Origin of the sequence: Nocardioides albidus, from assembly GCF_006335005.1 — a bacterium.
Classification (GTDB): domain Bacteria; phylum Actinomycetota; class Actinomycetes; order Propionibacteriales; family Nocardioidaceae; genus Nocardioides; species Nocardioides albidus.
The window spans coordinates 40,757-61,564 of the sequence record NZ_VDMP01000023.1; the positions used below are offsets into that span (position 1 = coordinate 40,757).

Here is a 20,808-nt window from a genome sequence, read left to right on the forward strand (position 1 = left end):
GGGGGGACGATCGTGCAGGCGCGTTTCGCCCCTGGTGCCCAGCTCCTGGCGGCCCCGAGTGACGGCCCCAGCCGAGGTGGCCGTCCGGTGACAGCCGGGTGAAACGTGCGTGCCGACCTTAACCGATGCCGGCACGGCCCCGAAAATCGTAGGCCCCCTCCTGGGGACGGTCAGGCGAACGCCGAAACCCATCGGCCGCGTGACGTGGCTCACGTCCGTCCAGCCAGCGGTGCCCGGGCTCGTCCTACTGGTGGGTCAGGACTATCGTGCCCGGGGGGTGTGCCACTGTGCGCACCGAACCTCTGACCAAGACGTGAGGACGTATCAGTGGACCTGATGGAGTACCAAGCGAAGGAGCTCTTCGCGAAGCACGGTGTGGCCACCACCCTCGGAACGGTCGTGGAGACCGCCGAGGACGCGCGGGCCGCGGCGGAGCAGATCGGTGGCGTGACCGTCATCAAGGCGCAGGTCAAGGCCGGTGGCCGTGGCAAGGCTGGTGGCGTCAAGCTCGCGAAGACGCCGGACGAGGCCTTCCAGTACGCGACCGACATCCTGAACCTGACGATCAAGGACCTGCCGGTCAACCGCGTCCTGGTCACGCCCGCGACCCCGCCGGAGGAGGAGTACTACTTCTCGTTCCTGCTGGACCGCTCCAACCGCCAGTACCTCTGCATCGCGTCGGTCGAGGGTGGTGTCGAGATCGAGGAGGTCGCGAAGACCAACCCCGACGCGGTCAAGAAGATCGCGATCGCCCCCGGCAAGGGTGTCGACGCGGCGAAGGCGCGCGAGATCGCGACCGAGGCCGGCTTCCCCGAGCCCGTCTTCGAGCAGGCGGTCACCATGATCGAGGACCTCTACAAGGTCTTCGTCGAGGAGGACGCCACGCTCGTCGAGGTCAACCCGCTGGCCCGGCTCGCCGGTGACAAGCTCGAGGCCCTCGACGGCAAGGTGTCGCTGGACGACAACGCCTCCGAGGTGCGTCACCCCGACCACGAGCAGTTCGAGATCCGCGAGGAGGCCGACGCCCTGGAGTCGAAGGCCAAGGACCTCGGTCTCAACTACGTCAAGCTCGACGGCCAGGTCGGCATCATCGGCAACGGCGCGGGTCTGGTCATGAGCACCCTCGACGTCGTCGCGTACGCCGGCGAGAAGCACGGCGGCGTCAAGCCGGCCAACTTCCTCGACATCGGCGGCGGCGCCAACGCGCAGGTGATGGCCAACGGCCTCGACGTCATCCTCAACGACGAGCAGGTCAAGTCGGTGTTCGTCAACGTCTTCGGCGGCATCACCGCGTGCGACGAGGTCGCCAACGGCATCAAGGGCGCTCTCGAGCTCCTCGGCGACAAGGCCACCAAGCCGCTGGTCGTCCGCCTCGACGGCAACAACGTCGACCAGGGCCGCGCGATCCTCGACGAGCTGAACCACCCGCTCGTGACGCAGGTCGACACCATGGACGGCGCGGCCGACAAGGCCGCCGAGCTGGCGAACGTCTGAGAGGGACGGGACAGATGAGCATCTACCTCAACAAGGACAGCAAGATCATCGTCCAGGGCATCACGGGCGGCATGGGTGCCAAGCACACCGCCCTCATGCTCGACTCGGGCGCGACGATCGTCGGTGGTGTCAACGCCCGCAAGGCCGGCACGACCGTCTCGCACAAGGACCACGACGGCAACGACGTCGAGCTCCCCGTCTTCGGCACGGTCGCCGAGGCCATGAAGGAGACCGGCGCCAACGTGTCGGTCCTCTTCGTCCCGCCGGCCTTCACGAAGGACGCCTGCATCGAGGCCATCGACGCCGAGATCCCGCTGATCGTCGTGATCACCGAGGGCGTGCCGGTCCAGGACACCGCCGAGGTGTGGTCCTACCTGCAGGGCAAGTCGACCCGGATGATCGGCCCCAACTGCCCCGGCATCATCACGCCGGGCGAGTCGCTGGCCGGCATCACCCCGCACACCATCGCGGGCAAGGGCCCGGTCGGCCTGGTGTCGAAGTCGGGCACGTTGACCTACCAGATGATGTTCGAGCTGCGTGACTTCGGCTTCTCGACCGCCATCGGCATCGGCGGCGACCCGATCGTCGGCACCACCCACATCGACGCCCTCCAGGCCTTCGAGGAGGACCCGGAGACCCAGGTGATCGTGATGATCGGCGAGATCGGCGGCGACGCCGAGGAGCGGGCCGCGGACTACATCAAGGCCAACATCACCAAGCCCGTCGTCGGGTACGTCGCGGGCTTCACCGCCCCCGAGGGCAAGACCATGGGCCACGCCGGCGCCATCGTGTCCGGCTCCGCGGGCACCGCCCAGGCGAAGAAGGACGCGCTCGAGGCCGTCGGCGTCAAGGTCGGCAAGACGCCGTCCGAGACTGCCGCGCTGGCTCGGGAGATCCTGCAGTCGCTCTGACCTGAGCACCGCGAAGGCCCGCCGCCCCCGCAGGGGAGTGGCGGGCCTTCGTCGTCCGGAGTCCTCAGCAGCCGGCGGCGGTGAAGGCGCACATCGCGTCGACCACCGGGGCGGCATCGGCGGAGATCGCATCGACGACCTCCTGCTCGCGTCCCTGCGGATTGCCCGCGTGGCCGCCGCGGGTCTCGACGAGGACGGCCCGGCCGACCCGGACGACGAGCGTCGTGTCGCCGAACGGGGTGGTCCCGCCGCTCTCGGCCGCCTGCTGCCAGCCGAGGACGGCGAACGCCTCGTCGCCGGCGTCGATGTCGCGGACCTCCCAGCGTGGGACGCCGTCGTGGTCGGCCGGTCCCTCGGGACAGGCCTCGTAGACGGCGGCGATGGCAGCGGCAACCTCGGCGGCGGCGTTCTCGCTGGGGTGGGTGGTGACCTGCCGGAAGCGGACGTCCTCGACGTCGACCCACTCGGCGGAGAGCCGGTCGGAGCGGCGCGGCTCGGTCGGCGAGGTGCCGCACGCGATCAGGGCGATCGGGTCCAGTCCGCGCATCGGGCCCGTCAGCGGCTGGTCGGTCTCGTTGCCGGTCGCCGGCCACCCGGCGGTCAGGGGGAAGCCGTCGGGGATCCGGGTGCCGGGCGCGGCCGTCGGGTCGGTCGGCTCGTTCGCACCCGGCCGGAGCCGGTCGGCGGCCACCGGGATCATCCGCTCGACGGGGGTGCCGTCGACGAAGTTGTAGTCCTGGCCGATGATGCTCGAGCCGAGCACCGCGATCCGGTCGCCGACCCGGACCAGGCCGGTCTCGGCGATGTAGGCGGCGTCGCCGCTGGGATCGATGTCCTGCGGCACCGGTCCGTAGTGAGCGTCGATGATCTGCGCCTGGCTGTCGTCGACCTCGGCGTCCACCTGGCGCGGCTCGACCACCGAGTAGTCCGGAGTGCCGCTGCCGGCGGCCCGCTCCGAGCAGTCCTGGACCCATTGCGAGATCGTCGTGTACGCCGCGGACGCCGTCGCGGCGTCGGGGAACTGCGCGATGGCCTCGGCGAACCGGTCGCCGGAGACCGGCACCTCCGGATCCCGCGTGTTGCGCAGCTCGAACTCCCGCTGGAGCACGGCGGTCGCGCCGAGGCCGGAAAGGCTCTCGCGAGCGCACAGGTGGAAGGCCGCCTGGCCGTCCCCCTCGAAGGTCTGGGTGGCGAACCAGTCCGCCCCGTCGCTGTAGAGCGTGTCGTCGTCGGTCAGCAGGTCGGCCCGGCCGAGGCCCGCCGGGTCCTTGGTCACCAGGTCGCGATCGGGGCCCGTGGGTCCGGAGACCAGCAGGACGGGCACGGTGACGGCGGCGACGGCGACGGCCGCGCCACCGGCCACGAGCGCCGTACGACGACGGCGGATCCGGTCGCCCCGGCGGCGTACCTCGGCGGCAGAGAGCGGCATGTCTCCTCCTGCGAGCCCGGCGCCGAAGCGGGTCAGCTCGTCGATGGGGTCGTGCCCGTTGGAATCAGCCGTGTGGTCAGGCATGGGTCGCTCCTCCTTCCGCCCGGCCGGGCTCGTCGGCCAGCAGGGCGGCCAGGGCCGCCCGGCCCCGGCTGAGCCGGGCCTTGATGGTTCCCTCGGGGACGCCGACCTCGGCCGCCACCTGGTGGACGGGGAGGTCGGCGATGTGATGGAGGACGAGCGCCTGGCGCTGGGCCTCGGGGATCCGGCTCAGCGCGGCGACGAGAGCGACGTGCGACTCGTCGACGGCCCTGGCGACCCCGGTGGCCTGCAGGGCCCGGTCGGGGGAGCGCTCGCCGCGCTTGCGGCGGCGCCAGCGGCTCACCGCGAGCCGGTGGGCCGTGGTGCGCACCCACGCCTCGGGGTGCTCGGCGCGATCCAGCCTGCGCCGGTGCGCCCAGGCCCGGGCGAACGCCTCCTGGGTGCATTCGGTGGCCTCGTCGAGGTCGCCGATCATGGCGTAGACCTGTCCGCTCACCCGGCGGAACGAGGCCGTGTAGAACTCGTCGAACTCGGCAGCGTCCACGTCGACCTCCTCTCGTGCTCCGCGGATGCGGACTCTCGAGGTGGATACGCCGCAAGGCGCCCGCCGGTTGCAAGGTTCGTCGAGAAAGTTCCGATCAGCCCAGGATCAGCCCAGATCAGCTCGGATCGTAGGGAGCCGTGCGGCCCAACCGCTCGAGGGCACGCTGGGCGAGCGCCACGAAGTCGTCGTTCGCCATCGGCGCCTTGGGCGCGGCCACGTAGACGAGCACCGAGACGGCCGTGCCCTGGCGCAGCACGGCCACGTCGTACTCGACGGTGCGATCGCCGGGCAGTGCCGTGCTCAGGTGCCAGGCCGAGAGCGCCTGCGGGCCCTTGCCGGTGCTGAGCAGCTCGACGACCTCGGTGCCGGTGGTGGCGTCGAGGTCGGGGCAGGCGGTCATCTGCTCGCGGAAGCGGGCGACGAAGCCGCCGGCGGCGCCGGCCGGCAGGGCGCCGACGGTCTGGGTGAGTCCGACCTGCGGCGGCAGGTCGGCGCCGCTGAACACGAAGGTCCGGAACTCGTTGCCCTGGATCGCCTTGTTGCGGAAGGTGCCGGAGAGGTGGACGGTGTCGCAGCCGATGGCGCCGGCGTCGATCCGGTCCTCGGTCAGCTTGGCCGCCGGCGTGCCGACCCACGGGCCCGGGTCCGGCGTGATCGGGGGCAGGTCGATCTCCGAGAGCATCCCGGGCACCTCGCCCGCGGGGAGCGGCGTGCGAGGCACCGGGACCGGGTTCGGGTCCGCGCAGCCGCCGGCGTCGGGCAGGGCGCAGATGCGGGTCACCGCGGTCGCGAGCAGCCGGGCGACCCCGGCGCGGTTGGCCCGGGCGGCGGGCATGCTCGTGGCGAGCGAGGTGACGGTGGTGAACAGGCCGCTGCGGGCCACGCCCACGACGTACGTCGTCGCCTCGGGCCGCGAGCGGAGCACGAACAGCGTCGACTGGTCCCCGACGCCGGGCAGGTCGGAGGTGCTGACGAGCTGCACGCGCGGGACCTGGGTGGCGTCCTCGTCGGGCGAGGGGCAGGTCGCGAACCAGCGGCGGGCGTGGCGGTAGGTGCGCAGGGCGCGCTGCTCGTTGGAGGAGGCCTCGGCGACCTGGACCACGTCGCGCGGGGCCTTGGGCTGCGCGCCGTCGCGGAAGGTGCGGACCCATGCGGCGGTGCCCTGCGGATCGGCGTACCGCGCCGGCTGGCACGGCAGGACCAGGCCGTTGCCGGTGGAGTTGTCGGTGGTCGTGCCCAGCTGCCAGCCGCGCCCGCGGACCGCCTGGCGGAGCGCGTCGACCGGCACCAGCGCCGTGTCCGGCAGGGTCGTGATCGCGGGCCCGGCCGGCGGCGGCCCGCCCGCGGCGGGGACGTCCTCGCGGTCCAGGGTGGGACGGACGCCGGTGCTGTCGGTGGCCACGGCTCCGCCGGCGACGAGCGCGACCACGGCCGCGGCGGCGCCGATGACGGTGTGGGTACGGCGCCGCGCGGCGCCGGCGCGGCGGATGATCGTCACCCGCGGCCAGGTCACCGAGCGCGTGGCGTCGGCGAGCGCGTTGAGCGCCAGCGGGATGGCGGAGGTCGGGATCTCCAGGGCGGTCGCGAAGTGGGCGGCGCCGTGCTGCAGCTCGCGCTCGGCGGCCTCGGTCGGCAGCCCGATCTCGTGGGCCATCTCGTCCATGGTGACCGCGGCGAGCTGGGTGAGCAGCAGTGCCTTGCGCTGCACCACCGGCAGGGCGCCGAGGGCGTCCAGGGTCCGCCGGGTCTCCTCGTCGAGGTCCTTCTTGCGGTGCCAGGGCCGGGTGCTCGCCCGCCGCAGCGCCTTGCGCCAGGCGTCGGGGCGGACGGCGGACTCCGGCTCCGGGAGCCGCTCGACCTTGCGCCAGTGGTGCCAGGCCACGACGAACGCCTCGCGGACGGCGCTGCGAGCCACGGCGAGGTCGCCGGTGAGGGCGAAGGTCTGCAGGAGCAGCCGCTCGCGGGCGTCCTTGTAGAAGGCGTCGAAGCTGCTGGTGAGGTCCGCGCTGCTCACGTAGGCGGGCCGGGGGTGCTCGGCGCTCGGGTTCGCCTGGTCGTCCACGGTCATGGCCGCACCAACCTACGCCGAAGCCGGCCGCGGACCCCAACCGCCCTCGGGGTGTCGATCGTCTCCCTGCCGGCCCCGGCGTTCCTCGCCTTTCCGGCGTGGCGGGCCGGGACCGGCCGGGTCCGCGCGTGAAGATGGACGGACCATGACGTCCCTCCAGTCGCCGACGGCGCGCCGCAGCGGACCCGGACGATCCGGGCCAGCCTCCGACGCCGATCTCAGGCGCCAGCTGGCCACGACCCGCCCGCTGGTGCCGACCGCCAGCATCGGGGGAGTGATCGCGGCCGGCGCGCCGCTCCTGGTGTGCATGGCCGTCGCCGTCGTGGGCTGGTTCCTGACCGACGCCGGAGGACAGGGCGCGCCCAGCGGGGCGCTGCGCGTGGGCGCCCACGGCTGGCTGATGGCCCATGGCTCGACCGTCGTGGTCGAGGGCACCCGGCTGACCGCGATGCCGCTCGGGCTGACCGTGCTCTGCGCGTGGGTGGTCTGGCGGGTCGGTCACCGGGTCGGCGAGTCGGTCTCCGGACACGGCCCCGACGCCGACCGGATCGCCGACGGCGCACGCGACCTCACCGTCCCCTACGCAGCCGGGCTGTTCACCGTCGCCTATGCCGTCGTCGGCGTCCTCACCGCCTCGCTCGCCGCGACCGCGTCCTCCTCACCGATCCCGACCCGGGTGGTGCTGTGGAGCGTCCTGCTCGGCATCGGGGTCGGCGGACCGGCCATCGCGTTCGGCTCCGGTCGAGCGGCGATCTGGCTGCCCGTCGTCCCTCCCACGGTGCGCGACGTGGTCCTCGTGGCCCGTCGGATCCTGACCCGCTGGGCGCTGGTGTGCCTGGTCGCGCTGATCGCGGCCTTCGTGCTCGACTTCTCCACGGCGGCCAACGTCGTCTCCCAGCTGCATGCCGACGCCGGCGCCGTGCTGCTGATGACGGTGCTCACGCTGCTCCTGCTGCCCAACGCCCTGCTGTTCTCCAGCGCCTACCTGCTCGGTCCCGGGTTCACCGTCGGGACCGGCACCACCGTCTCGACCACGGTGGTCGTGCTCGGACCCCTGCCGATGTTCCCGCTGCTCGCCGCCCTTCCGCACCAGGGCACCCAGCCGGGTTGGACCGACTGGCTGATGCTGACCCCGGTCCTGCTCGCGGCGCTCGTCGCCGGCGGGATCCAGCGTGACCGGCCGGTGCTCGCCTGGGACCGCGCCGCGATCCGTGGCTGCGCGGGCGGCATCACGGCGGGCGTCGTGCTGGCCCTGGTCTCCGCCTTCGCCGGCGGGGCCGTGGGCCCGGGCCGGATGCAGGACGTCGGGCCCTACACCTTCGACGTCCTCCTCCACGCGATCACCTCGTTCGGCGTCGGCGGCGTGACCGGGGCGCTCCTCGTGTGCTGGTGGCAGCGCGACGCCGACGGCCGGGTCCGCACCGTCCTGCGCGCCGTCCGCGCCCGGCTGCCGCGTCGCTCCTGACCCCCGGGCCCGACTAGGATCCGGGCCGTGTCCGCGCCCGCCCGCCTCGTCGTCCTCGTGTCCGGATCGGGCACCAACCTGCAGGCCCTCCTCGACGCGTGCGCCGACCCGGCGTACGGCGCCCGGGTGGTCGCCGTCGGCGCGGACCGCGACGACATCGAGGGGCTGGCCCGCGCCGAGCGCGCCGGCGTGCCCACCTTCGTGGCGAAGGTGGGCGACCACAGCAGCCGCGGCTACTGGGACCGCGCGCTGGCCGACAAGGTCGCCGCCTTCGAGCCGGATCTCGTGGTGCTCGCCGGCTTCATGAAGCTGGTGGGGGAGCGGTTCCTCGAGCGCTTCGGCGGGATGACCGTCAACACCCACCCGGCCCTGTCACCGTCGTTCCCGGGCATGCACGGGCCCGCGGACGCGCTGGAGTACGGCGTCAAGGTCACCGGCGCCACCCTGTTCGTCGTCGACGCCGGTGTCGACACCGGCGCGATCGTGGCCCAGACCGTCGTCCCGGTCGAGGACGACGACACGCCTGAGACCCTGCACGAGCGGATCAAGACCGCCGAGCGCGCCATGCTCGTCGAGTCCGTCGGCCGGATGGCCCGCGAGGGCTTCAGCGTCGAGGGTCGACGGGTTCGCCTCGGCGGCTGACCCGCCGTAGGATCGCCGTCACACGACTGGCGCGGGTGGGCCACCACCAGGGAGTGACGAGCCGGCATCGACCGCCTGGGTGCCCTCATCGAGATCGACCGACCGATCCCATGAGGAGTGAGGAACCATGACCGACCACATCGCGATCAAGCGCGCGCTGGTCTCCGTGTTCGACAAGACCGGCCTCGACGACCTGGTCCGCGGCCTGCACGAGGCCGGCGTCGAGCTGGTCTCGACCGGCGGATCGGCCGCCCTGATCGAGTCCCTCGGCCTCCCGGTGACCAAGGTCGAGGACCTCACCGGGTTCCCCGAGTGCCTCGACGGCCGCGTCAAGACGCTGCACCCGCGCGTGCACGCCGGCATCCTCGCCGACCGCCGCCTGCCCGACCACGTCCGCCAGCTCGACGAGCTCGAGGTCGCTCCCTTCGACCTGGTCGTGGTCAACCTCTACCCGTTCGCGGCGACGGTCGCGTCCGGCGCCGGCGTCGACGACTGCATCGAGAAGATCGACATCGGCGGCCCCTCGATGGTCCGCGCCGCCGCCAAGAACCACCCCTCGGTCGCGATCGTGACCGACGGCGCCGACTACGCCCGCGCCCTCGAGGCCGCCCGGGGCGAGGGCTTCAGCTACGACGAGCGCAAGGCGCTGGCCGCCAAGGCGTTCGTCCACACCGCGACGTACGACGTCCAGGTCGCCTCCTGGATGGGCTCGGTGCTCACCGACTCCTCGGTCGAGGGCGGGGAGAGCACCGGCTTCCCGGCCTGGATCGGAGGCACCTGGGACAAGCAGGCCGTGCTCCGCTACGGCGAGAACCCGCACCAGCCCGCCGCGCTCTACCGCTCCGGCTTCGGCCCCGGCGGCCTGGCCGCCGCCGAGCAGCTGCACGGCAAGGAGATGTCCTACAACAACTACGTCGACACCGACGCGGCCCGCCGCGCGGCGTACGACCACGGCGAGGCGCCCACGGTCGCGATCATCAAGCACGCCAACCCGTGCGGCATCGCGGTCGGCGCCGACGTCGCCGAGGCCCACCGCCGCGCCCACGAGTGCGACCCGGTCTCCGCGTTCGGCGGGGTCATCGCGACCAACGTCCCGGTCTCCGTCGAGATGGCCCGGCAGGTCGCCGAGATCTTCACCGAGGTCATCGTCGCGCCCGGGTACGACGAGGGCGCGGTGGAGGTGCTCCAGGCGAAGAAGAACCTCCGGATCCTCGTCGCCGAGCCGCTCGCGGCCGGTGGCGTGGAGACCCGCCCGATCAGCGGCGGACTGCTCATGCAGCACGCCGACCGGTTCCAGGCCGAGGGCGACGACCCGGCCAACTGGACGCTGGCGTGCGGCGAGGCCGCCGACGAGACCACCCTCGCCGACCTCGCCTTCGCCTGGCGGGCGGTCCGCGCCGCCAAGTCCAACGCGATCCTGCTCGCCAAGGACGGCGGAGCGGTCGGCATCGGCATGGGCCAGGTCAACCGGGTCGACTCGTGCAAGCTCGCCGTCGAGCGGGCGAACACCCTGGTCGAGGGCGCTGCCGGATCCATCGAGCGGGCCCGCGGCTCCGTCGCCGCCTCGGACGCCTTCTTCCCGTTCGCCGACGGTCCCCAGATCCTGCTCGACGCCGGCGTCAAGGCGATCGTGCAGCCCGGCGGCTCGGTGCGCGACGACGAGACCGTCGAGCTCTGCAAGAAGCACGGCGTGACGATGTACTTCACCGGCACCCGCCACTTCTTCCATTAGATTGCGCGAGCGCGTCGCCGGTCGGCGCGGGCCGCACGGGCGCTCGCTGCGCTCGGCCCGCGGGCCCACGCCGACGCGGCTTCGCCGCGGGGCGCCGCGCTGCCGCGCCGCGTTGTCCTCCGTAGCTCCCGCCCGGGCCTTGCGGCAAGCCGACACTGACGCCCGACACGCCCCATACATCCATCTGGGAGGATCACCCCCGTGACCGCACAGACGCTCGACGGCAGCGCGACCGCCGCCGCCATCAAGGACGAACTCCGCACCCGCATCGACCGGCTGCGCGAGCAGGGGATCACGCCCGGCCTGGGCACGGTGCTCGTGGGCGACGATCCGGGCTCGCGCTGGTACGTCAAGGGCAAGCACAAGGACTGCGCCGAGGTCGGCATCGCCTCGATCCGCGTCGACCTGCCCGAGGTCGCCACCCAGGAGGAGATCGAGGACGCGGTCGCCGGCCTCAACGCCGACCCCGCGTGCACCGGCTACATCGTCCAGCTCCCGCTCCCGCGCGGGCGTGACGAGAACCGTGTGCTCGGCCTGATCGACCCGGCCAAGGACGCCGACGGACTCCACCCGACCAACCTGGGCTGGCTGGTGCTGGGCAACGAGGCGCCGCTGCCGTGCACGCCGTACGGCATCGTCGAGCTGCTGCGGCGTCACGGCGTCGCCATCGCCGGCGCCGAGGTCGTGGTGGTCGGCCGCGGCATCACCGTCGGCCGTCCGCTCGGGCTGCTCCTGACCCGGCGCTCCGAGAACGCCACGGTCACGCTGTGCCACACCGGCACCGTCGACCTCGCCGCCCACGTGCGCAAGGCCGACATCGTCGTGGCGGCCGCCGGCGTGCCCGACATCGTCACGGGCGACATGGTCAAGCCCGGAGCGGCCGTCCTCGACGTCGGCGTCAGCCGGGTCGACGGCAAGATCGCCGGCGACGTCGCGGCCGACGTGTGGGACGTCGCGGGCTGGGTCTCCCCGAACCCCGGCGGAGTCGGCCCGATGACGCGCGCCATGCTGCTGGCCAACGTGGTGTCCATGGCGGAGAAGGCGGCGCTCACCGGGAAGGCAGCGCGCTGAACGACGAGAGCACCGACCCTCCCGAGGCCGAGCCGGTCGACGAGCCGGTCGACGAGCCGGTCGACGAGCCGCGTCGCTACCCCTCGACGATCGGCGGCGCCGGCTACATCGCCGTGCTGGTCGTCGTGGGCATCGGTCTCGTCGTCGCGTCGGCCTCGGACTGGCGGGTCGGCCTGCGGATCATGTCCGGCGGTCTGGTCGGCGCGGCCGGGCTGCGTCTGCTGCTGCCCGAGAAGGACGCCGGCATGCTCGCCGTCCGCCACCGGTTCCTCGACATCGCGATCCTGGTCTCCGTGGCGGTCGGTCTCGTCCTGCTCGCCGCGAGCATCCCCGAGCAGAGCTGACCTCCAGCGGGTACGACGAAGGGCCGGTGCCGCGCGGCACCGGCCCTTCGTCGTACGGCAGTGATCAGCCGGGGATCAGATCAGGCCCAGCTCGGTGACGGCGGCCTTCTCGTCGGCGAGCTCGGCGACGGAGGCGTCGATCTTGCCGCGGGAGAAGTCGTCGATCTCGAGTCCCTGGACGATCTCCCACTCGCCGTCCTTGGTGGTGACGGGGAAGGACGACACCAGGCCCTCGGGCACGCCGTAGGAGCCGTCGGAGACGACCGCCATCGAGACCCAGTCGTCGGCCGGCGTGCCGTTCAGCCAGTCGCGGGCGGCGTCGCAGGTCGCCGACGCGGCCGACGCGGCCGAGGAGGCGCCGCGGGCGTCGATGATCGCGGCGCCGCGCTTGGCGACGGTCGGGATGAAGGTGTCGGCGATCCAGGCCTGGTCGTCGACCACCTCGGCGGCGTTCTTGCCGGCGATCTCGGCGTGGAAGATGTCGGGGTACTGGGTGGCCGAGTGGTTGCCCCAGATCGTGATCTTCTTGATGTCGGTCACCGCGGAGCCGGTCTTGGCGGCCAGCTGCGAGATCGCGCGGTTGTGGTCGAGGCGGGTCAGCGCCGAGAACCGCTCCTTGGGGATGTCGGGGGCGTTGCTCGCGGCGATCAGGGCGTTGGTGTTGGCCGGGTTGCCGGTGACGCCGATGCGCACGTCGTCGGCGGCGACGGCGTTGAGCGCCTTGCCCTGGGCGGTGAAGATCGCGCCGTTGGCGGAGAGCAGGTCGCCGCGCTCCATGCCCGGGCCGCGCGGACGTGCGCCGACCAGGAGGGCGAGGTTGACGCCGTCGAAGATCTTCTCCGGGTCCGCGCCGATCTCGACGCCGGCGAGGTTCGGGAACGCGCAGTCGTCGAGCTCCATGACGACGCCCTCGAGGGCCTTGAGGGCCGGCTCGATCTCGAGCAGGCGCAGCTCGACGGGACGGTCACCGGCGATGGCGCCGCTGGCGATGCGGAAGAGCAGGCTGTAGCCGATCTGACCGGCTGCGCCGGTGACGGCGACCTTGAGCGGGGTGGTGCTCACTGGAGACTCCTCAGGGGGTTGCGGTGGGACTGCCCGCGACGCTAGCAGCGCCCGGCCCGCCTCGGGGAGGCGGGCGGACCTGCGAGACGATGTCCGCATGCGGACACCCGTCGCCGCCGCGATCGCGGTCCTCGCCCTCGGTGTCGGCGCCGCGGGCTGCGGCTCGGCCTCGGCCCCGAGCCCGCCGTCCGGTGTCGACGGGCTGGTCGTGCCGACCCCGGATCCCGACCCTGCCGACTTCGTGGCCGTCGTCGACAATCCCTGGTTCCCGCTCACGGTCGGCTCGCGCTGGGAGTACGCCGACCGGGCGGGCGGGCAGGTCGCCCTCACCCGGTCCGTGGAGGCGGGGCCGGAGATCGACGGCGTGGCGACCACGACCCTGGTCCGCGCGTGGGCCGATGGCACCGTCGTCCGCGATCTCTACGCCCAGGACCGCGCCGGCAACGTGTGGTGGTTCGGCCGCGAGGGGCAGTGGCTGGCGGGGGAGGCCGGCGCCGAGGCCGGGCTCATGATGCCGGCGCGGCCGCGCTTCGGCGACGGCTTCCGCACCGCCGCGGCGCCCGGGCTCTCCGAGGTCGCCACCGTGGAGGCCGTGGGCGAGGAGGTCGCCGTCCCCCTGGCGACGTACGAGCGCACCGTCGACCTCGAGATCGTCGACGCGACCGGCACCCGCACCGAGGTCTACGCGCGGGGCGTGGGCCTGGTCCGGACGGACGAAGCGGGCCTCGTCGCGTACGACGAGGCCCGCTCCTAGGTTCGAGCTGGCGCATCCGATTCCGGATGCCGCGGGGACTACTGCGGCGGTCGGACCTGGGTCTGGTCGTTGGCCGGGGGCGCCCAGCCGCCCTGCGGGTCGCTCGCGCCGGTCGAGCCGGGGGCCCCAGGGGATCCGGGTGCGGCGGGCTGCTGCTGGGCCGGGATCCACTGCTGCGCGGCGGGGTCCCACTGCCAGCCGTCCTGGATGATCGGCTGAGCCTGCTGCTGCCCCGTCTGCTGAGCCTGGGCCTGCTGCCCGGGCTGGGCCTGGTGCTGACCGAACGGCTGCTGGCCGTAGGCCTGCTGGTTCCACTGCTGGGTGAAGCCCGGGTCGGAGGAGCCCCCCGAGCCGAAGTTGAGGCCGGAGCCGGGCACCGGGTCGGCGCCGCGGCCGAAGATCGCCGGGTAGAGCACGCCCGCGATGGCACCGCCGAGGAGCGGAGCGACGATGAACAGCCACAGCTGGACGATGGCGTCGCTGCCGGAGAAGAAGGCCACGCCGATCGACCGGGCCGGGTTGACCGACGTACTGGTGGCGGGGATGGCCACGAAGTGGATGGCCGCGAGCGTCAGGCCGATGGTCAGCGGGGCCATGGCGGCCACCGCCCGGTTGCGCTCGTCGGTCGTGCCGAGGATGACCGTCACGAAGATGAACGTGAGGATGAACTCGATGAGCAGCGCGCCGAGCAGCTCGACGCCGCCGTGGTCGCCGAAGCCGTTGGCGCCGAGGGGCTCGCCGAACTCCCAGCCGAAGTCGCTGGACAGGGCGGTGAGGGCGAGCAGGAGGCCGCCGACGAGGCCGCCGACGATCTGCGCGGCGCTGTAGAGGCCGGCGTCCTTCCACGAGATGCGCCCGCCGAGCGCGGCGCCCAGGGAGACGGCGGGGTTGAAGTGTCCGCCGGAGACGCGGCCGAAGGTGTAGGCCATCGCGACGATCGCGATGCCGAAGGTGAGGCCGATGGACGTGATCGCGAACAGGCCGGCGCCCAGGTCGTCGACCACGTTGCCGAAGAACACGGCCGAGCCGCAGCCGAGGTAGACGAGGACGGCGGTGCCGAGCGCCTCGGCGGCGATCTTCTGGAACAGGGTGGGTGGTGCGGATGTCTCCACTGCTTCGTCAGTCATGACCTTGACCTTCTCCTCGGTAGGGCTCCCGAAAACCGCCGGGTTATCACGGGTCACCCTAATCACTACTGTGGCCACCGAAGGGCACCCGATGCCCGCATCAGGTATCTTGACGTCAAGAATCCCATCCCCGGCCCCAGGAGTGACGCGCGGACATGTCGAGCATCATCTACACCCACACCGACGAGGCGCCGCTGCTCGCGACGTACTCCTTCCTGCCGATCGTCGAGGCCTTCGCCGCCAAGGCGGGCGTCGCGTTCGAGACGCGCGACATCTCCGTCGCGGCGCGCATCCTCGCGCAGTTCGGCCTCGCCGACGACGCGCTGACGGAGCTCGGTGAGCTCGCCAAGACGCCCGAGGCCAACATCATCAAGCTCCCCAACATCTCCGCCTCCATCCCGCAGCTCAAGGCCGCGATCAAGGAGCTGCAGGAGCAGGGCTTCGCCGTCCCGGACTACCCCGAGGCGCCGGCGAGCGAGGAGGAGAAGGAGATCCGGGCCAAGTACGACAAGGTCAAGGGCTCCGCGGTCAACCCGGTGCTGCGCGAGGGCAACTCCGACCGCCGCGCCCCCGCGTCGGTCAAGAACTACGCCAAGTCGCACCCGCACACCAACAAGCCCTTCGCCGAGGGCTCGAAGACCACCGTCGCCACGATGGGCGCCCACGACTTCGCCAGCAACGAGAAGTCCGTGACGATCGCCCAGGACGACGTCCTCTCGATCGTCCTCGAGACCGCGGCCGGTGAGACCGTCGTGCTCAAGGAGGGTCTCAAGGTCCTCGCCGGCGAGATCGTCGACGGCACCAAGATGGAGGCCGCCCACCTGCAGGCCTTCCTCAAGAACGCGCTGAGCGAGGCCCGCAGCCTCGACGTGCTGTTCTCGGTCCACCTCAAGGCCACGATGATGAAGGTCTCCGACCCGATCATCTTCGGCCACGTCGTGAAGGCCTACTTCGCCGACGTCTTCGCGCAGTACGGCGACCAGCTCGCCGCCGCCGGACTCTCGGCCAACGACGGCCTCGGCGCCATCCTGTCCGGCCTCGACGCCCTGGAGAACGGCGCGGAGATCAAGGCGGCCTTCGAGGCCGCGCTGGCCAGCGGCCCGCGCCTGTCCTACACCAACTCCGACAAGGGCATCACCAACCTGCACGTCCCCTCCGACGTCATCGTCGACGCCTCGATGCCCGCCCTGGTCCGCAACGGCGGCCGCCTCTGGGGGGCCGACGGCGGCGAGGACGACACCCTCGCGGTGATCCCCGACTCGTCCTACGCCGGGGTCTACCAGGCGGTCCTCGACGACGTGAAGCAGAACGGCCCGCTCGACCCGGCCACCATCGGCAGCGTGTCGAACGTCGGGCTGATGGCCCAGGCGGCCGAGGAGTACGGCTCGCACGACAAGACCTTCGAGATCGCCGAGGCCGGCACGGTCCGCGTCCTGGCCTCCAACGGCGACGTGCTCATCGAGCACGACGTCGAGGCCGGTGACATCTGGCGTGCCTGCCAGACCAAGGACATCCCCGTCCAGGACTGGGTCAAGCTCGCCGTCACCCGCGCCCGCGCCTCGCAGACCCCGGCGATCTTCTGGCTCAACGAGTCGCGCGCCCACGACGCCGAGATCATCAAGAAGGTCCGCGCCTACCTGCCCGACCACGACACCGAGGGCCTCGAGATCCAGATCCTCTCCCCGGAGCTCGCCTGCCGCTACTCGCTGGAGCGGATGCGCAAGGGCGAGGACACCATCTCGGTGACCGGCAACGTGCTGCGCGACTACAACACCGACCTGTTCCCGATCCTCGAGCTCGGCACGTCGGCCAAGATGCTCTCGGTCGTCCCGCTGATCGCGGGCGGCGGTCTGTTCGAGACCGGTGCCGGCGGCTCCGCGCCGAAGCACGTGCAGCAGCTGGTCGAGGAGAACTACCTGCGCTGGGACAGCCTGGGCGAGTTCTTCGCGCTCGTCCCCTCGCTGGAGAAGTACGCCGAGCAGGCCGGCGCCCCCGCCGCGACGGTGCTCGCCGACGCGCTGGACCGCGCCACCGGCACCTTCCTCAACGAGGACCGCTCGCCCGGACGCAAGCTCGGCACCACCGATAACCGGGGCTCGCACTTCTACCTCGCGCTCTACTGGGCCGAGGAGCTGGCGGGGCAGAGCGACGACGCCGACCTCGCGGCCGCCTTCAAGCCGCTGGCCGAGACGCTGCGCGCCAACGAGGAGAAGATCGCCGGCGAGCTGATCGCCGTCCAGGGCCAGCCCGCCGACATCGGCGGCTACTACCACCCGGACGCGGAGAAGACCTCCGCGGTGATGCGCCCGAGCGCCACCCTGAACGAGGTGCTCGCCGGCTTCTGAGCGAGCCGCGAGTCGACGGCGCCCGGGATGGAGAACATCCCGGGCGTCGTCGTCTTCGCAGGAGGAAAATCGGAGGCGGCCTGTCGGTGCCGCAACCTACCCTGGACCCGATGACCGAGACGCTGACCCGCCCTGTTGCCCGCGAGTCGGCCACCGTCACCGCCGATCCCTCCCGTCGCGTCGACTGGCGCCGCCTGCGCGGGCGCTCGGCCGGGTTCGCGGTGGCCGCCGTCGCGGTGGCGGCGCTCGGCCAGGCCCTCGGCACCGTCGTGGCCGGCCGGATCGCGGCGCACCCCACGGGCACCCTCGTCGTCTGGCTGGCCGCGTTCGTCGTCGGGGCCGCCGTCATCGACACCGCCGGCCGGGTGGTGTGGGCCGGTGTCGTCGACCGCGCCGAGGGCCGGCTGCGGGGCGACCTGCTCAGCGCGGCGCTCCAGCAGCCCCTGGCCCACCTGACCGAGCAGGCCGTCGGCGAGGTCCTCGACCGGGTCGACGACGACACCCACGAGGTCGGCACGCTGCTGCGCCAACAGATCTGGATGGCGATGCGCACCGGCTTCGCCTCGGTCCCGATGTGGCTGGTCGCCGGCTTCACCTGGTGGCCGGCCTTCCTGCTGTTCCCGCTCGTCGGCGCCGTGACGGTGTGGGTCATGCGTCCCGCGCTGATCGAGATCGCCCGACGCAAGGTGATCGAGGAGGCCGCGTGGACCGACCACGCCGCTGCCCTCGAGGAGGGCGTCGCGGGGCGCGACGACCTGCGCACCAGCCTGGGCCAGGCCTTCGCCGTCCGCCGCCTCGCACGGCTGTCGGCCGACGTCCACGAGAAGTTCCGTCGTGTGCTCATGATCGAGGCGCAGCTGGCGATCAAGGTCGGCCTGCTGCTCCACGGACTGCTCGCCGCGATCGCGATCTCCGGCGTCGCCCTGGTCAGCGGCGACCATCTCGGCGTCGCCCGCCTGGTGACGCTGTTCCTGGTCACCATGATCTTCGTCGGGCAGATCAACAACCTCGCCCATCAGCTCCCCGACATCCAGGCCGGCCTGGGCGCCGTGCTCCGCCTCCGGCAGCTGCTCGCCGTCGAGGCCGAGCCCGAGGGCGGCGCGTCCCTGCCCTCGGGCGCGCTCGACCTGCGGATCCGTCACCTCGACTTCGCCTACGTCGACGGTGCCTTCGCGCTCCAGGACGTCAGCCTGTACGTCGAGCAGGGCCACACGCTGGCGCTCGTCGGCCGCACCGGCTCCGGGAAGTCGACCCTCGCCTCGCTGCTCTCCCGGGCCGTCGACCCGCCGCCCGGAACGATCTTCCTCGGCGGAGCCGACATCACCACCCTCGACCTCCACGAGCTGCGCCGCCGGGTCGGCGTCGTCACCCAACGCACCGAGATCCTCGCCGGGACGCTCGCCGACAACATCACGCTCTTCGCCACGGTGCCCCGCGAGGAGATCGAGGCGGCCGTCGACGAGCTCGGTCTGACCGACTGGGTGGCCGGGCTGCCCGACGGGCTCGACACGCTGCTCGGGCCCGGCGGCACCACCCTGTCCGCCGGCGAGGAGCAGCTCGTCGCGTTCGCGCGCCTGCTGGTGCGCCATGTGCAGGTCGTCGTCCTCGACGAGGCCACCGCCCGGATGGACCCGGTCACCGAGGCCCGCGTCGTCGCCGCGGCCGACCGGCTGATCCGCGGGCGCACCGGCATCCTCGTCGCCCACCGCCTCAGCACCATCGAACGGGCCGAGGCGGTCGCGGTGCTCGACCACGGCCGGGTCATCCAGCACGGTCCGCGCGACGAGCTCGCGCTCGTCGACGGCCCGTTCCGCCGGCTGCTCGCAGCGAGCGACACCGAGGGCCCCGACGACTCCGACGACCCCGAGGAGACCGACGGTCCCGGGCCCGCCGACGCGGGGACGGGCGTCGGTGGGCGCCGTCGTACCGGACCGCCGCCGCAGCGCCCCGAGGTCGCCGCCGGCTCGTCGCTGGCCCGTGGCACCTGGAACGCCTTCTGGGTGCGCCCCTGGTGGGGCGCGTGGTCGGTGCTGCTGTTCCTCGGCGGCACCATCTTCGCCCCGCTCGGCGCGGTCACCGGGTTCGTGTGGGGCCGGATCGTCGAGCGGCTCGAGGCGGGCGAGTCGGCGGTGACCCTCGTCGCGATCCTCGTGGCCAGCCTCCTGGTCGCGCCGATCCTGCTCGCCGACGCGTTCCGTCGCTACCCCCGCTGGTGGATCGAGGTCATGCTGCGGGTGCGGATGACGGTCCTGCTCGGACAGGTCCGGGGTCACCGGCTGGACCGCACGCCGCCGGGCGAGGTCGTGGCGCGCTCGATGGACGCCGACCGCTACGCCCGGTACGCCGACCGCTGGGTCGACTTCGCCAACGGGCTCCTCATCGCCGGCATCACCATGATCGCGGGCGGCACCTGGTTGGCCGGCGGCGTGCTGCTGGTGGTCATGACGACCAGCGCCCTGGCCTCCTCCATCGGCCGGCCGATCGCCGGCCGCTCGGCGGCGCGCTCCTCCGCGGCGCGGGCCCGCTTCGGCCGCGCGGTCGTCTCGGCCGTCGAGTCCGCCCGGACCGTCAAGCTCGCCGGCCGCACCCCGCAGGTGCACGCCCACCTGCGCCGCGTCGACGACGGCCGGGTCGAGGCCGCCGTCTTCGAGCACCGCGTGCAGGCCTTCCTCGACGGCGTGCCCATCGTCATGGTCCAGGTCGGCGTCGTCACCGCGTGGGCGTGCTATCTCTGGGACGTTTGGGGCCTGGCCACGGCCCTGCTCGTCGCCACGGCCGTCAACGGCTTCGACTGGTTCGGCCGGGTGGCCGGCGCCGTCGTGACCGAGGCGCCGGGGGTGCGTGCCTGGCAGCAGGTCACCGCGCGGTTCGCAGGCGGCACCGACCTGATGGCCCTCCCCGAGGGCATCGACCTGGTGACCGGCGCGGCCCCGGACCCGGCCGTCCCGACCCGGGTCCCGCTCGAGCGTCTGGAGCTGGCCGGCTACAGCGCGGTGCACGACGACGGAACGATCGGCGCGAACGGCGTCGACCTGGCGGTCGAGCGCGGGGAGCTGGTGCTGCTCGTCGGGCAGGTCGGCTCCGGCAAGTCCAGCCTGCTGTCCTCGCTGGCCGGCCTGATCGACCACCGCGGCTCGCTGCGCTGGAACGGCGAGCAGGTCACCGACCCCGAGACCTTCCTGCGCCCCGGCCAGGTCGCCCACGTGGCGCAGGTGCCGCGGGTGCTCTCCGGGACCTTCGCCGACAACATCCTGCTCGGACACGAGCGGGAGATCGCCCGGCCGGTCGAGACCGCCCGGATGGCCGACGACGTCGCGGACGCCGGCGGTCCCGACGCCGTCATCGGCCACCGCGGCGTGCGCCTCTCCGGCGGCCAGGTCCAGCGGCTCGCGCTGGCTCGGGCGCTGGCCACCGACGCCGAGCTGCTGCTCGCCGACGACGTCTCGAGCGCGCTCGACGCCGCCACCGAGATCGAGCTGTGGGCCGCCCTCCGGGAGCGGCACACGACCGTGATCGGCGCGACCTCCAAGCGGGCCGCGCTCGCCCAGGCCGACCGGGTCGTCGTCCTCGTCGACGGCGAGATCGCCGCGGTCGGGCCCTGGGCGTCCCTGGCGGGGGACTGGGGTCACCTCGCGGGCTGACGCGGTGCGGAGCTGCGCCACGACCTGACGGCCTACGACGCTGCCTACGTCGCGCTGGCCGTGGAACTCGACGTCACGCTCGTCACAGGAGGCGCGCGGCCGCCGCGGCGCCCGGCATCCGGTGCTCGGTCGAAGTG

At 72.8% G+C, this 20,808-nt stretch carries 15 protein-coding genes and 1 riboswitch; of the genes, 10 read left to right on the top strand and 5 right to left on the bottom strand.

Translation table 11 applies throughout. The features are described from left to right. Positions 1 to 327 precede the first annotated feature (327 nt). Both sucC and sucD read left to right on the top strand, forming a co-directional pair. Positions 328 to 1,494, top strand: coding sequence for an ADP-forming succinate--CoA ligase subunit beta (gene sucC, locus FHP29_RS09945; RefSeq protein WP_139622719.1), 1,167 nt, complete (start codon positions 328 to 330; stop codon positions 1,492 to 1,494). A gap of 14 nt (positions 1,495 to 1,508) precedes the next feature. Then, complete coding sequence (gene sucD, locus FHP29_RS09950) at positions 1,509 to 2,405, top strand: succinate--CoA ligase subunit alpha (RefSeq protein ID WP_139622720.1); 897 nt, start codon at positions 1,509 to 1,511, stop codon at positions 2,403 to 2,405. A 64-nt stretch (positions 2,406 to 2,469) separates the two neighbouring features. On the opposite strand, the gene FHP29_RS09955 is transcribed toward sucD, so the two are convergent. The 3 genes from FHP29_RS09955 to FHP29_RS09965 form a co-directional block, all read right to left on the bottom strand. Further along, the gene (locus FHP29_RS09955) at positions 2,470 to 3,918 is read right to left on the bottom strand and encodes a hypothetical protein (protein ID WP_139622721.1); all 1,449 of its coding nucleotides are present in this window, start codon (positions 3,916 to 3,918) and stop codon (positions 2,470 to 2,472) included. Next, the gene (locus tag FHP29_RS09960; protein ID WP_139622722.1) at positions 3,911 to 4,420 is read right to left on the bottom strand and encodes an RNA polymerase sigma factor; all 510 of its coding nucleotides are present in this window, start codon (positions 4,418 to 4,420) and stop codon (positions 3,911 to 3,913) included. Before FHP29_RS09960 ends, FHP29_RS09955 begins: the two co-directional genes overlap by 8 nt. 115 nt (positions 4,421 to 4,535) lie before the next feature. Beyond that, entirely contained in the window at positions 4,536 to 6,488 is a 1,953-nt protein-coding gene (locus FHP29_RS09965; RefSeq protein WP_139622723.1) for a SigE family RNA polymerase sigma factor, read from the bottom strand. A gap of 145 nt (positions 6,489 to 6,633) precedes the next feature. Here FHP29_RS09965 and FHP29_RS09970 point away from each other — a divergent pair, with 145 nt between their 5' ends. From FHP29_RS09970 to FHP29_RS21660, 5 genes are all read left to right on the top strand, one after another. Beyond that, a complete protein-coding gene (locus FHP29_RS09970) occupies positions 6,634 to 7,953 on the top strand; it encodes a cell division protein PerM (RefSeq protein ID WP_139622724.1) in 1,320 nt (439 codons plus the stop codon). A gap of 27 nt (positions 7,954 to 7,980) precedes the next feature. Next, the gene (purN, locus tag FHP29_RS09975) at positions 7,981 to 8,595 is read left to right on the top strand and encodes a phosphoribosylglycinamide formyltransferase (RefSeq protein ID WP_240044428.1); all 615 of its coding nucleotides are present in this window, start codon (positions 7,981 to 7,983) and stop codon (positions 8,593 to 8,595) included. Positions 8,596 to 8,607: 12 nt separating this feature from the next. Further along, positions 8,608 to 8,683: riboswitch (ZMP/ZTP riboswitch) on the top strand. Positions 8,684 to 8,722: 39 nt separating this feature from the next. Next, positions 8,723 to 10,327 (top strand): bifunctional phosphoribosylaminoimidazolecarboxamide formyltransferase/IMP cyclohydrolase, encoded by a 1,605-nt coding sequence (purH, locus tag FHP29_RS09980; protein ID WP_139622726.1) that lies wholly within the window; start codon positions 8,723 to 8,725, stop codon positions 10,325 to 10,327. A gap of 201 nt (positions 10,328 to 10,528) precedes the next feature. Next, entirely contained in the window at positions 10,529 to 11,398 is an 870-nt protein-coding gene (locus FHP29_RS09985; protein WP_139622727.1) for a bifunctional methylenetetrahydrofolate dehydrogenase/methenyltetrahydrofolate cyclohydrolase, read from the top strand. A gap of 113 nt (positions 11,399 to 11,511) precedes the next feature. Further along, on the top strand, positions 11,512 to 11,742 hold the full coding sequence (locus FHP29_RS21660) for a DUF3017 domain-containing protein (RefSeq protein WP_158296534.1): 231 nt from the start codon (positions 11,512 to 11,514) through the stop codon (positions 11,740 to 11,742). A 75-nt stretch (positions 11,743 to 11,817) separates the two neighbouring features. On the opposite strand, the gene FHP29_RS09995 is transcribed toward FHP29_RS21660, so the two are convergent. Further along, positions 11,818 to 12,804 (bottom strand): malate dehydrogenase, encoded by a 987-nt coding sequence (locus FHP29_RS09995; RefSeq protein WP_139622729.1) that lies wholly within the window; start codon positions 12,802 to 12,804, stop codon positions 11,818 to 11,820. Between the two features lie 97 nt (positions 12,805 to 12,901). On the opposite strand from FHP29_RS09995, the gene FHP29_RS10000 reads away from it, so the two are divergent. Then, the gene (locus FHP29_RS10000; protein ID WP_139622730.1) at positions 12,902 to 13,558 is read left to right on the top strand and encodes a hypothetical protein; all 657 of its coding nucleotides are present in this window, start codon (positions 12,902 to 12,904) and stop codon (positions 13,556 to 13,558) included. A gap of 38 nt (positions 13,559 to 13,596) precedes the next feature. Here FHP29_RS10000 and FHP29_RS10005 read toward each other — a convergent pair whose 3' ends face one another. Beyond that, a complete protein-coding gene (locus FHP29_RS10005; protein WP_139622731.1) occupies positions 13,597 to 14,685 on the bottom strand; it encodes an MIP family channel protein in 1,089 nt (362 codons plus the stop codon). 155 nt (positions 14,686 to 14,840) lie between these two features. On the opposite strand from FHP29_RS10005, the gene FHP29_RS10010 reads away from it, so the two are divergent. Both FHP29_RS10010 and FHP29_RS10015 read left to right on the top strand, forming a co-directional pair. Beyond that, entirely contained in the window at positions 14,841 to 17,030 is a 2,190-nt protein-coding gene (locus FHP29_RS10010) for an NADP-dependent isocitrate dehydrogenase (protein WP_139622732.1), read from the top strand. A 110-nt stretch (positions 17,031 to 17,140) separates the two neighbouring features. Then, positions 17,141 to 20,671, top strand: a complete 3,531-nt coding sequence (locus tag FHP29_RS10015; protein ID WP_139622733.1) for an ATP-binding cassette domain-containing protein — start codon at positions 17,141 to 17,143, stop codon at positions 20,669 to 20,671. Positions 20,672 to 20,808 lie beyond the last annotated feature (137 nt).